Here is a 13,282-nt window from a genome sequence, read left to right on the forward strand (position 1 = left end):
ACCGCATCGGGAGCAAGCTCCCTCCCACATTAGAATTGGTATTCAGCCCCAGCCCCCGCATACCACGACCGCCCCGGCGCCGCTTCGTAGTAGCGTCCATTGCCGTCCCCCACGATCACCGAGCCCACATACTGGCGATCCAGCAGGTTATCCAGGCGCAAGGTCTGGTGGAATGTCCAGTGCTCGATCTTCTGCTCAAACCGTGCGCGCCAGTTGAATACGCTGTAGCCCGGTGCGGCGTGTTGGCGGTTGGTGTCTTCGACATAGACTTTGCTGCGGTACATGCCTTCGATGGCGGTGCTGACCCAGTCCCGTGGTTTCCAGTTCAGCTCGGTGAACAGCGTGGTTTGCGGCACGCCGGGCAGGTAGTTGCCTTTGTCGATGGTGTTCGCGCCGCTGGCAAAGTCGCTGTCGTAGGTGGCTTGCAGGCGGGTGTAGGCGAGGTTGGCGCTCCACTGCTCGCTGAGTTGGCTCTCGACCCCAAGTTCGAATCCACGGCGCAGCGTGCGACCGGCATTTTGATAGCTGGTGCGACCGCCGATGGATTGCTGCACCACCAGTTCGTCATCAGTGGTGATCTGAAACAGCGCAGCGTTGATGCGGGTGTTGTTCAGTTGTGCCTTCAACCCTATTTCATATTGCGTGCTTTGCGACGGCTTCAAGCCAAAGTTGAAACCCTCGATGTTACCCGGCGCATAGGCCAGCTCGGCCTGGGTGGGCGTTTCGAAGCCTTTGCCGGCACTGACGTAACCGTGCAGGTCGGGCGTGAAGGCGTACATCACGCTCATCGACGGCGTGTTCTTCTGGTAGGTCTTGCTGCCGCTGGCGTCGCCGTTGCCGAGGAATTGATCGTCCACCTCCAGCTCCATGGTGCTGTGGCGAATGCCGGCCTGCAGGGTCCAGCGGCCAAGGGCCCAGTTGGCCTGGAGGTAAGGGTCGAGGCTGCGCGCGGTGTCGATTTCATCGCGGCGCAGCTGGCCTTTCACGCCCAGGGTGGCGCCGCTGTAGTTCTGATAGCCGTGGCGGCTGTCTTCGCTCTGGTCGAAGTCCAGGCCCGCGATGATCGTCAACTCCCCCGGCGCGCTCTGGATAGGCTGCATCCAGCGCGCGCTGCCACCGTAGAACGTGCGGTCAAACTGCACCACGCCACCGCCGCGCTCGTTGGCGGGGGTGCCCCTGGGGATCGACAGGTACTGAATCACACTGCGCCGCCCCGTATACGCATTCACCTGCAGCGTCGCATCGCCGATGTAGCGCTCGTAGTTCATGCCCAGTTGCTGATGGTCGATGCTTTTACGCGTGTTGTAGGTCAGCGCATTGGTGCTCACCGAGCGCGGGTCAGCCTTGTACGCCGCCCAGGTCTGCCCCAGCGGGTCCTGCGTACCGTTCTGCTCCAGGCTGCTGTAGATCAACGCCAGCTTGCTGTCGTCATCGGGCTGGAAGTTGAGCTTGGCGAACGTCTGGTCACGGCGTGCGCTGCTGTGATCGCGGTAGCCATTGGTGTCCATGCGCGAGGCGTCCAGCACAAAGCCTGCACCCTCGGCTGCGCCTTCGGCGGTGAGGTGGTTTTTGCTCAGCCCGTCGCTGCCCACCAGGGTTTCGGCGCCAATGCGTGGCGGGCCTTCGCCGTTGCGGGAGAACATCTGGATCACCCCGCCAGCGTTGCTGCCGTACAGGGTCGCTGCCGGGCCGCGCAGGACTTCGATGCGCTCGGCGGTGTCGAGGTTGAACGTTGCCGCCTGGCCCTGGCCATCCGGGGTGCTGGCGGGGATGCCGTCGGCAACCAGCTTGATGCCGCGCACCCCGAACGCCGAGCGGGCACCGAAGCCACGGGAAGAAATCTGCAGGTCCTGCGCATAGTTCTGGCGGTTCTGCACCACCAGGCCAGGCACGCGGGACAGGGCTTCGGAGGCGTTGATGCCAAGTTGACCGTCGCTGATCTGTTCGCGGCTGATGGCGTCCACCGAGTACGGCAGGTCGAAGGTCGGGCTGGCGCTGCGCGAGCCGGTGACCACGCTGGGGTCCAGCAGCAACGGCGTTTCTTCGGCCTGGACGGTGCTGCACAGGCCCAGCAGGAGCAGGGCGAGGGGAGTGGGAGCGGGTAGGGTCATGAAGAGGCCGAGTCCGTGGCGCAACGCATGTTGAGTGGCGTAGGCGCAAATGTCGCAAGTTTAACGATTCCCCTCGATTTTGCCGAACCTGATTGCCGTTGGGCTGAACAGGAAGTTTCCCACGCAAAGCGACGGCGCCAGGCGCCTGGACCATTGGATGGGCGATGCTAGATTTTCGACCTCATTCAAAAAAGAAGAGCTGGGCATGTGCACAACCAATATGAAGTTGCTGGTGCTGGCGTGGAGTGCGTCGATGATGGTTGGCTGCGGGACCGTCACCACGGTGATGCGTGAAGATGCCGCCACCGTGAGAGCGCTCAAGGCGGATAAAACCTATTGCCAGTCCGTGCCGCGTATCTACAGTGGGGTGACGTATAACCTGTGTGTCCTGCACGGGCCGCCGAATACGGGGGGCAGCCTGGCGCTGAACAGCGTGCCCTGGACCTTCATCGATGTGCCGCTCTCCGGCGTCATGGACACGCTCTTGCTGCCCTACACCGTCTACCGACAAAGCGCCGACGGCAGCATCGACCTGCGCTAGCCCCTTGCCGCTAACAGCTTCCTGCTGCTTTTAAGTTATAATCCCGCCCTTTAGCTGTTTCCCGCCCGGGCGGGAGGCACACTTTTTTCAGGCGCGCTGCGCCTGCATGCAGACTAAAAGAGGCTAGACCCCAGTGGCATTGACGATTCTTGGCCTGTCCGGCGCCCTTAGCCATGATCCTTCCGCGGCCCTGTATATCGACGGCAAGCTGATTGCGGCCGCCGAAGAAGAGCGCTTCGTACGCGACAAACATGCAAAGAACCGCATGCCCTACGAGTCGGCGAAGTTCTGCCTGGAACAGGCCGGCATCAAACCGTCCGACGTTGACGTGGTGGCGATCCCGTTCGCCCCGATCAGCCTGTTCGGCGAGGCGCGCTGGCACTACGCCAAACGCTACTGGTACGCCCCGGACCGCGCGCTCGACGCGATCCTGATGGGCAATCGCCGTTACAAGCGCTATCGCAACAAGATTGTCTGGTGCCTGGAGCAACTTGGCTTCGATCCGAAGAAAATCAAGATCGAACCGGTTGAACACCACCTGGCCCACGCTTCCAGCGCCTACCACTGCTCGGGCTTCCAGGAGAAAACCGCGATCCTGGGCATCGACGGCAAGGGTGAGTACGCCACCACGTTCTTCGGCTATGGCGAAAACGGCAAGATCCACAAGATCAAGGAATTCTACGATCCGGACTCCCTGGGCGGCCTGTATGGCGCAATCACCGAGTTCCTCGGTTTCGAGATGCTCGACGGTGAGTTCAAGGTCATGGGCATGGCGCCGTATGGCGATGCCAGCAAGTACGATTTCTCGCGCCTGGCCTCCTTCGAGAACGGCGAGCTGGTGATCAACACCGACTACGCCAACGTCATCGGCCTGCGCCGTTATAAAGAGAAGGGCAAGGGGTTCTACTTCTCGCCAAAACTGATCGAGTGGCTGGGTCCCAAGCGCGAAGGCGATATCGCCGACGAGCCGTACATCCACTACGCGGCCAGCATGCAGGCGCTGTTCGAGAAACTGGCCTTGCAGATGATCGACCATTACCTGGGCGACATCCTCAAGGACACCGGCAAGCTGGCCTTTGCCGGCGGCTGCGCGCTGAACGTCAAGCTGAACCAGAAGATCATTGCCCGCGATGACGTCAAGGAGCTGTTCGTGCAGCCGGCGTCCGGCGATGCCGGCACTGCCGTGGGTGCGGCCGCCTATGTGTCCCACGCGCGTGGTGTGCCGGTGGAGAAGATGGAACACGTCTACCTCGGCCCGTCCTACAGCAACGAAGACGTGATCGCCGCCTGCGCCAAACATGAAAGCAAGCCGAACTGGCGCAAGATCGAAAACATGCCCAAGCGCATCGCCAAGATCATGGTCGACGGCAACCCGGTGGCCTGGTTCCAGGGCCGCATGGAGTTTGGTCCGCGTGCCCTGGGCGGTCGTTCGATCATCGGTTGCCCGAGCGCCACCGGCGTGGCCGACCGTATCAACCACCAGATCAAGTTCCGCGAGCGCTGGAGGCCTTTCTGCCCGTCGATGCTCGACACCGTGGCCCCGCACATGATCAAGGTCGACCACCCGGCGCCGTTCATGACCTTCACCTTTGAAGTGTCGGAAGAATGGAAGACCCGCGTGCCGGAAGTGGTGCATGAAGACGGCACCTCCCGCGCCCAGGTGCTCAAGCGCGAGTACAACCCGCGCTACTACGACATGATGAAAGAGCTGGAAGTATTGACCGGCAACGGCGTGTCCCTGAACACCTCGCTCAACCGTCGTGGCGAAGCGATGATCTGCTCGCCGACCGACGCGCTGAACATGTTCTTCGGCTCCGACCTGCAGTACCTGATCATGGAAGACATCCTGGTGGTCAAGGATGGCGTGGACCCTTATGACGCTGTGGTTTAAATGCTGAACCGCTTCCAGGGTTGGCGTGAACGTGGCTGGACGCCTGTCGACGCCGACGTTTACGCCCAGGCCTGGCAGCGTTACGGCGGCAGCGTGGCGACCCATCCCCAGGTGATCGAACGCCTGGCGGGGTTGGCGCAGATTCCGGTGCGTTACCTGGGCTGGGAGCAAGGGGGTGAACTCAAGGGGGCGATCGCCACCTGGGGACGCGACCTGGCCCTGTCCAAGGACGTGCTCAAGCGCACCGGCAAGAAGGGCCTGTTTGACCTGGGCAATGCCGAGATCATCCTGCCGATAGCCGCTGATGCGCAGGTGCCGCTGCGTCACCGTGGCCGTTATCTGTCGGCGCTGAACCAGGGGCGCGTGAGTACCCTCAAGCCCCAGGCCGAGCAATTGGCCATGGCGCGCACTCCCGAAGACCTGTCGAAAAAATTTCGCTACAACCAGCGCCGTGAATTGCGTTTGCTGGAGGAAGCGGGTGGCGTGGCGCGGCCGGTCAGCGAGTTTTCCGGCGTGGAACTGGCGGCGATTTACTGCGATCTGTTCCAGCTTCGCTGGGGCTTTCCTGCCACCGGTGCCGAGCGACTGGCCGAGGTGCTGGAATTGCTCAAGACGCTTCTGGTCGGTTCGGTGCTGTTTCTCAATGACGCGCCGATTGCCGTGCAGGTGGTGTATCGCGTTCAAGCGCCCGAATGGATAAGCGTTGAGTACGTCAACGGTGGCGTCGACCCTGAGACCCGTGCGTTCAGCCCGGGGAGCGTGCTGAGTTTCCTCAATACACAAAGTGCCTGGGAACATGCGCGCGCGCAGGATTTGCCGTTGCGCTTCTCGTTCGGGCGTGCCGACCGTGAATATAAAGAGCGCTGGTGCAACCCGGTGCCGGTGTTCAGCGTATGAGCCGCAAACAGCAATTGCTCAAGCGCCATCGGCGCAACAAGCGCGTCGCGCTATTGATCTGCCTGCTGATACTGGTTGCGACGGGTGTGATGGTGGCCTGGTGGCTGCCGCTGATCCTTGCGCTGCTGCTGTGGGTGGCTCACGAAGCCTGGTTCGCCGATCATCTGTTTTATTCGCCCAATGACGACTATCAATACCACTTCGCCCCGAGCGGCCAGCAGGTTGGCCTGCGCCTGGATAACGGGCGATGGGTGCCGCAGACGCCGCTGGATCTGGCAGGTGACGAAACGCTGATCCTTGAAGTGCAGCTCAAGAGCGGTTGGCTCGGGCGTTTCCTTGACCCGGCGGTCGAGCTGGCCGGGGATTGTCAGGCGTTCGAGCGCGGCGTGGCGGGCAAGCGCTACCTGAATCTGACCGGTTCTGCCGCAACGCTGGCGGCGGGTGAATTGACGTTGCGCGGCCTCTTGTGCCGCGTGGTCGGCCAGCCCAGCCTGTGGATTTTCCGTCAGCCGGATCACGCCCGTCAGCGGGTCATGGTGATCGCCCCCCACGCCGACGACGCCGAACTGGCCGCCTTTGGCCTCTATGCCCAGGCGGATGAGAGCTGGATTGTGACCCTCACCGCAGGTGAAATCGAAGCCGAGCACTATCAGCAGATGGGCCTGGCGCAGGCCGATGCCGCTCGACTCAAGGGACGCCTGCGTGCCTGGGACAGCATTTGCGTGCCGCGCTGGGCCGGTGTTCCCGAAGCACAGTGCGTGCAATTGGGCTACTTCTGCCTGCAACTGCCGGCCATGCAGGCCGCGCCGGATCAGCCCCAGGCGTCCCGCGAGGCGCAATTGGAAGATACGCGGCTGTTCCGCCGGTTCAACAGCCTGGCGCTGCCCGGCGATCTGGACGGTGCACCGACGTGGGTCAATCTGATTGCCGATCTACGTGCGGTGCTGCTCAAGGCGCGGCCCGAGGTGATCGTGTTGCCGACACCGCTCCTTGACCCTCACCCGGATCATATCTGCGCCTACAACGCCGTTATTGAAGCGTTGCAAGGGCTGGAGTGGCAACCCAGCACATTGCTCGGGTACGCCAACCACCTGCATGATAACGACCGCTGGCCCATGGGCAATTCGGGCGCCGGCGTGGCGTTGCCGCCGCAGTTCGAGGCCGGCCAGGCATTCGAACCCTATTGCCGTGTGCTGAGCGTGAGCCAGCAGCAGGACAAGGCCATGGCGCTGGGCATGATGCATGACCTGCAACCCCGGCCGCCCTTCAAGCGTCGCGTGCGCCGTCTGCTGCAACAATTGCTGGCGGGTCGTTGTCCATCGCCTTACGGCGAGAATGAGTTTTTTCGCAAGGCCGTGCGCCGTCATGAACTGCTTTGGGTGCTCAAGCAGGACTGAAGTTGATTTTTACGTCGGGCTGCGCGCAGTAGCCCGGTTGCCTCATGGAGCAATATGAAGCCTCGTTTCAAGGTTTTGCAGCTACAACCGGACTACAACGTCAAACTCCATGATTTTGCTGACCTCGGTGAGCAGATCGTCAAGTCGTTGCCGGTTGAACGGTTCGAGGTCACATCGGCCTTCCTCAGTGGACGCCCCCAGCCGGGCCAGCCGCTGAGCGTGGCCGACCATTCCAAATATTTCGAATTTCCCGAGAAAGCCCTGAAGGGCATTCGTCTGCGGGCCATGTGGGAAATCTACAAGTATTGCCGCGAGCAGAAGTTCGACGTGGTCATCTGTAACCGCTTCAAGTCGGTGAACATGATGCTGGCGCTCAACCGCTGGTTGAAGATTCCCCTGTGCATCGGCATCTCCCACGGTTTCGGCGAATACGAGCGGGCCTATCGTCGGCGCCAGATGCGCCGCATGGTCAGCCCGGCCTGGCGGTTTGTCGGGGTTTCGGCGGCGGTGAGGGATTACCTGGTGGGCTTGAACTGTGGCTTTACCCACGAGAACACCACCTTTGTCACCAACGCGATCGACATCCCCCAGGCCGAGGCCTTGCAGTTGCCGCGCGAGCAAGCGCGGCAGGCCCTTGGCTTGCCTCTGGAGGCACGGATGATTGGTGCCCTGGGGCGCCTGGTCCCGATCAAGGGGCACACGCATCTGTTGCAGGCGTTTGCACGGCTCAAGGACAAATATCCTGAGGCTCAGGTGGGTATCATCGGTTCCGGCCGCGCCGAAGCTGACCTGCGGGCGGACATCGAGCGTCTTGGGCTCGTGGGGCGTGCGCATTTGCTGGGCTTTCGTGAGGACGGTCTGCAGTACGTACGTGCGTTCGATATCTGGACCATGCCGTCCCTGCTTGAAGGCTTGGGCCTGGCGCTGCTGGAAGGCATGAGCGGGCGCCTGCCGGTGATCGCCTCCAACGGGCCGGCCATGTTGCCGCTGGTTGAAGGGGCGGGCGGCTTGTCTCATGAGCCCGGCAATGTGGAGCAATTGACTGCGGCGCTCGACACTTACCTGGCCATGAGTGATGAACAGTTACGCGCCAAGGGTGAGCAGGTCTTCCGTTACCTGGAGGCAAACCACGCCTTGGCTGAGTTCCAGGGCAAGTATCTGGATTTGATCGAAACCGGTTTGAAAGAAGCAGGTAGAGCATGACAGCGCAACAACCGTTGGTCTCGGTGATTATCGCGTCCTACAACCACGCTCGGTACATCGAGCAGAGCATCCTGAGTGTGCTCGGACAGACTTACCCGAATATCGAATTGCTGGTGATCGACGATGGCTCCAAGGATGACAGCGTCGAATGCATCCGGCGGCTGCAGGCCGAGCACGGGTTTGATTTCCAGGTGCAACAGAACCAGGGGCTGACCGCCACACTGAACAACGCGCTTGCCCGCGCCAAAGGCAGCCTGATCGCGCCATTCGGCTCAGACGACATCATGCTGCCCGACCGTATCGCGACCCAGGTGGCCTACATGGAGGGCAAGCCCAGGGTGGGGATCTGCGCCGGCAACATCGAGCTGATCGACGGTGACGGCAACCTGCATCCGGAGAAAAAACAACGCCGTGATGTGCCGTTTCGCAGTCTCGACTTCGACGACATGTTCATGGACCGCAAGCCGTTTCCACCCGCGCCGACCATGTTGATCCGCCGCGAAGCGCTGGAGGAAGTCGGTGGTTTCGATCCGCTGATTCCCCTGGAAGACCTGCTGATTCAATTGAAGATAACCGCGGCGGGCTACACCATCGATGCGCTTGACGTAGTCATGGCGCAGTACCGACAGCACGCCAGCAATACCTACAAAAACCATCGCTACATGATCCAGAACATCCTCAATACCTACGCCAAGTTCAGCGATCACCCGGCCTACGATGCGGTGCGCTACAACTTCCTGAACTCGATGTTCCTCAAGACCGCCGACCGTGACCGGCCATTGGCGCGGGAGATTCTCAAGCAGATCCCGCTGAAATTCTGGGGGCGCAAGACCTTGCGTGGCTTGGTGCGGCTGTATCTGACGCCGCTGAGGAGCTGAAGACGAGGGAGGTAAAAAAGGCGACTATCACGGCAGTGATAGTCGCCTTTTTTTATCAACTGGCCGGGTTGGCCAGGCTATGTACTTGTTCGCGGAGTTTCGCCGTGGCCGTCGGGCTGGCAACCGTCGCATAGCCCTTAACCAACTGCTCGAAATGCGTTTCGAACAACCAGTTGCGGTCCTGCGGATAGCGCTGCATGTGACGCAGGTTACGCTGGCGCAAGGCGTAGCGCAGGGACGAGGGGTAGATGCGCAGGTCAGCGACGTCAATCAGGCCGAATTCGCCGTCTTCCATCAGCAGCACGTTGCCCAGGTGCAGCGAGCGGAAGTACACACCGCGTTCGTGCAATTGCGCCATGAACCGGCCGAAACGCTCGACCAGCGATTCGCGCAGGCTGCTGTCCAGGCTTTGCATGGCCTGGCGCAGGGTCAGGCCGGGCAGCGGGGTGTAGGCCACAGCGCCGCTGGCGTCGGGCAAGTGGTAGAGGCCAAGGATGTGCGGGGTGGGAATGCCCAGGCTGCGCAACTGTTCGCTGTTGCTGGCAAAACGCTCGGAATACGGGTTGAAGCTGCCGGAGGTGTACCAACGGCGCGGGCGGAACAGCTTGAGAAAGCTGCCGTCTTCCAGGCGCAGGACTTTTGGCCCCAGGCCATCGGCTTCAATCACTTGGGCATTGCTGCACAGCTGGTCAAATGCCGGGCGCTTGATCGATTGCACCGACATGCGCAGCAGGCTGCGGTGGCGCTGGGCGATGCTCAGGCCGGTAATGATCGCCAACGGGATCCACAGCAGGAACCAATGCTCCTTGGGTCGCGACAGGATGCCGCCGCCTTCGGTCAGGCCCGCACCGATGCCGTAGACCAGCAGGGACGATGCCAGGATGAACAGCGGTTGTGCGCGTCGTTGCATGCCCTTGTACAGGGCATAGCCGAGCATGAAGATCCAGGGGATGAAGCCGATGATGCCGACGTAATAGAGCACGCCAAGGGCAAAGCTATGGGGCTCGCGCAGCTGGTAGCCGTTGTCGAATGTCAGGTACAGCTCGGAGTCGTAGCTATGGCCGATCCAGGGGTGGTCGGCGATGAGTTTCAACGACATTTTCCACAGCTCGACACGCAACGAATTGCCACGGTCCGTGATCAGTTCCGGGTACAAAAGCAGCAGTCCGGCGCTGGCCAGCACCATTGCACCGAGCAGCAGCGCCGAGCGGCGGTTGCGACTGACCAGGGCCATCCACACGATCACCATCATCAGTGCCACCAGAGGCGTGCGAGAGCCCGTCGCCAACACCGTGATACCCATGATCGCCAGTGCCGGTACGCTGAACCACAACACCTTCAGGCGCTGGGTGGTCAGGCATATAAACAGCCAGTACACCGTGAAGAAACCGAACAGATGGGAGCTGAGCAGCGGATTATCGAGGGCGCCGAGGCCGCCGATCATGCGCATGCCAGGCTCGTACGCCTTCGCGAAGGCCACCAGGTTGCCCAGGCACACCACCAGTGCAATCACTGCGGCACCGAAGAAGATCGGCTTGAACAACTCGTTGCGGTAGTGCAACAGCAGCCCACAGCCGCCAAACAGCATAAAGGTGTTCAGCGGGCGTTTGAACAGGTCGGTGTCGGCGCTGGGCTCGGGGCTCCAGAGCAGACTGGTCAGTGCCCACGCGGAGAAAACCAGGAACGCCAGGGCGATCGGTTCGCGCAAGAGGTCCTTGAGTTCCCAGGGGCGCATGCACAACAGGAGCAGAGTGGGCACGCTAAACAGGAGGTAGACGATCCGGTGCAGTACATTGCGGTTGCCGACGAAGAACAGTGCACTCAAGAGCAACAGCAAGCCAACAGGCAAAATCCACAGGACCAGGAAGTCAAAAACGCGATTCGAGCCATAGATAAGGCGCTTGGAGTGCATACGATAGAGCCATTCCGGAAAGAGAAAGCCGACCCTCCCGAGGAGGTGGCCATGTAATGTCGCCCGCGTGATCCTGCCGGGTCGTGGCGTACGCCGGGTGCAAGTACAACAGAGAAGCTGTGCTAAAGTCAGCCTCCTTTTTCAAAACGCCGCGTGATATGACCGACTCCAGTCCGAGCGCAAGCCCTTCGAGCTTGAAAATATACTTCCGCCTGCTCAGTTACGTTAAGCCTTATATGGGCTTGTTCGCGCTGAGTATCCTTGGATTTCTGATTTTCGCGTCGACCCAACCGATGCTGGGTTACATCCTCAAATACTTCGTCGACGGCCTTTCCAATCCCGAAGCCGTGCTGTTTCCGACCGTGCCGTTCCTGCGCGACCTGCAGTTGCTGCAGGCGGTGCCGCTGCTGATCATTCTGATCGCGGCCTGGCAGGGCCTGGGCTCATTCCTGGGCAACTACCTGTTGGCCAAGGTCTCCCTGGGCCTGGTCCACGATTTGCGCGTGCAGTTGTTCAACAACCTGCTGACGCTGCCTAACCGTTACTTTGACAACCACAATTCCGGGCACCTGATTTCCCGCATCACCTTCAACGTGACCATGGTCACGGGGGCGGCGACCGATGCGATCAAGGTGGTGATCCGCGAAGGCATGACGGTGATCTTCCTGTTTGCCTCGCTGCTGTTCATGAACTGGCGCCTGACGCTGGTCATGATTGCCATCCTGCCGTTGATTGCCGTCATGGTCAGCACGGCCAGCAAGAAATTCCGCAAGCAGAGCAAGAAGATCCAGGTGGCCATGGGTGACGTGACCCACGTCGCCTCGGAAACCATCCAGGGTTACCGCGTGGTACGCAGCTTCGGTGGCGAGGTCTATGAAGAGAAGCGTTTCCTCAAGGCCAGCCAGAGCAATACCAACAAGCAACTGCGCATGACCCGCACCGGGGCGATCTACACCCCGGCGCTGCAACTGGTGATCTACTCCGCGATGGCGGTGCTGATGTTCCTGGTGCTGTATCTGCGCGGCGATGCGTCGGCCGGCGACATGGTGGCCTACATCACCCTGGCCGGTCTGTTGCCCAAGCCGATCCGCCAACTGTCGGAGGTCAGCTCGACCATTCAGAAGGGCGTGGCCGGTGCCGAAAGCATTTTCGAACAGCTGGACGAAGAGGTGGAGGTCGACCACGGCACCCTCGAACGCGACAAGGTCAGCGGTCGCCTGGAAGTGCGCAACCTGAACTTCACCTACCCCGGCACCGAACGCCATGTGCTCAAGGACATCTGCTTTACCGCCGAACCCGGGCAGATGATCGCCCTGGTGGGGCGTTCGGGCAGTGGCAAGTCGACCCTGGCCAGCCTGATCCCGCGGTTCTATCACCATGAGAGCGGTGAAATCCTGCTTGATGGCGTCGAGATCGAAGACTACAAGCTGCTCAACCTGCGCAAGCACATTGCCCAGGTCACCCAGCATGTGACCCTGTTCAGCGACACCGTGACCAACAATATCGCCTATGGCGACCTGGCCGGCGCGCCACGCGAAGACGTTGAAGCGGCGGCGACGGATGCCAACGCCAAGGACTTCATCGACCAGTTGCCCAAGGGCTTCGATACCCAGGTCGGCGAGAACGGCGTGCTGCTCTCCGGTGGCCAGCGTCAGCGCCTGGCGATTGCCCGTGCGCTGCTCAAGAACGCACCGGTGTTGATTCTCGACGAGGCCACCTCGGCCCTCGACACCGAGTCGGAGCGGCATATCCAGGCCGCGCTGGACAAGGTCATGCAGGGGCGCACCACGCTGGTGATTGCACACCGCTTGTCTACCATCGAGAAGGCCGACCTGATTCTGGTGATGGACGACGGGCGCATCGTCGAGCGCGGCACCCACGGTGAGCTGCTGGCGCAGAACGGCTACTACGCGCGCCTGCATGCCATGGGCCTTGATGCGCCGGTAGCGGCCGACATCACCTGATCCAACAGGCGGCACGGCTCGAATGTGGGAGGGGGCTTGCCCCCGATGGCGGCCTCTGGGCCGACCAGGATGTTGGGTCGGACCGGGTACATATCCGTTTCTGCGGTAACGGCTGCTATTGGTTCCGCCCTGACGGCGGGTCACTTTGGAAAAGCCCCAAAGTAACCAAAGGGCTCTTGCCCCACCACTCGGCACCTCGCCCAGGCTCGGTGTGCCCGAACGCAGGCTTGAATTCGTGGGCCGCCGCAATGGGCCATCCATGGCCCAGTGCGGCTAACCCGGCGTCCTGCCGGGTTACCCACGAATTCAAGCCTGCGTTCGGCCAGCGTGGTTTAACGGGGCGCCTAAGATCAAGATCAAAAGCACGGCGGCCTTAGAGCCGACCGGTATTCTGGTCGACCCCGGTCCAAATGTGGGAGGGGGCTTGCCCCCGATGGCGGCCTCTGGGCCGCCGCAATGGGTCATCCCTGGCCCGGTGCGGCTAACCC

The 13,282-nt window shown here is 61.5% G+C and carries 9 protein-coding genes; 7 read left to right on the top strand and 2 right to left on the bottom strand.

Annotated elements, in window-relative coordinates:
• Positions 1–29: 29 nt before the first annotated feature.
• Positions 30–2,111, bottom strand: coding sequence for a TonB-dependent receptor family protein (locus tag BFP93_RS19560; protein ID WP_065894449.1), 2,082 nt, complete (start codon positions 2,109–2,111; stop codon positions 30–32).
• A 205-nt stretch (positions 2,112–2,316) separates the two neighbouring features.
• On the opposite strand from BFP93_RS19560, the gene BFP93_RS19565 reads away from it, so the two are divergent.
• From BFP93_RS19565 to BFP93_RS19590, 6 genes are all read left to right on the top strand, one after another.
• Complete coding sequence (locus BFP93_RS19565) at positions 2,317–2,652, top strand: YceK/YidQ family lipoprotein (protein ID WP_083205697.1); 336 nt, start codon at positions 2,317–2,319, stop codon at positions 2,650–2,652.
• A gap of 133 nt (positions 2,653–2,785) precedes the next feature.
• Entirely contained in the window at positions 2,786–4,543 is a 1,758-nt protein-coding gene (locus tag BFP93_RS19570) for a carbamoyltransferase family protein (protein WP_065886565.1), read from the top strand.
• Complete coding sequence (locus BFP93_RS19575) at positions 4,544–5,440, top strand: antimicrobial resistance protein Mig-14 (protein ID WP_065894451.1); 897 nt, start codon at positions 4,544–4,546, stop codon at positions 5,438–5,440.
• A complete protein-coding gene (locus BFP93_RS19580) occupies positions 5,437–6,837 on the top strand; it encodes a PIG-L deacetylase family protein (protein WP_065894453.1) in 1,401 nt (466 codons plus the stop codon). The genes BFP93_RS19575 and BFP93_RS19580 overlap by 4 nt, the downstream gene beginning before the upstream one ends.
• A gap of 54 nt (positions 6,838–6,891) precedes the next feature.
• Entirely contained in the window at positions 6,892–8,040 is a 1,149-nt protein-coding gene (locus tag BFP93_RS19585) for a glycosyltransferase family 4 protein (RefSeq protein ID WP_065894455.1), read from the top strand.
• Positions 8,037–8,918 (top strand): glycosyltransferase, encoded by an 882-nt coding sequence (locus BFP93_RS19590; protein ID WP_065894456.1) that lies wholly within the window; start codon positions 8,037–8,039, stop codon positions 8,916–8,918. The genes BFP93_RS19585 and BFP93_RS19590 overlap by 4 nt, the downstream gene beginning before the upstream one ends.
• Positions 8,919–8,973: 55 nt before the next feature.
• Here the strand turns inward: BFP93_RS19590 and BFP93_RS19595 are convergent, their stop codons facing one another.
• Positions 8,974–10,830 (bottom strand): bifunctional O-antigen ligase/aminoglycoside phosphotransferase family protein, encoded by a 1,857-nt coding sequence (locus BFP93_RS19595; protein WP_065894457.1) that lies wholly within the window; start codon positions 10,828–10,830, stop codon positions 8,974–8,976.
• A 158-nt stretch (positions 10,831–10,988) separates the two neighbouring features.
• Between BFP93_RS19595 and msbA the strand changes: the two genes are divergently transcribed.
• Entirely contained in the window at positions 10,989–12,794 is a 1,806-nt protein-coding gene (gene msbA, locus BFP93_RS19600; RefSeq protein WP_065894461.1) for a lipid A export permease/ATP-binding protein MsbA, read from the top strand.
• The last annotated feature ends 488 nt before the right edge of the window (positions 12,795–13,282 follow it).

Source organism: Pseudomonas sp. 44 R 15 (genome assembly GCF_900004965.1).
In the GTDB taxonomy this organism is placed as follows: domain Bacteria; phylum Pseudomonadota; class Gammaproteobacteria; order Pseudomonadales; family Pseudomonadaceae; genus Aquipseudomonas; species Aquipseudomonas orientalis_A.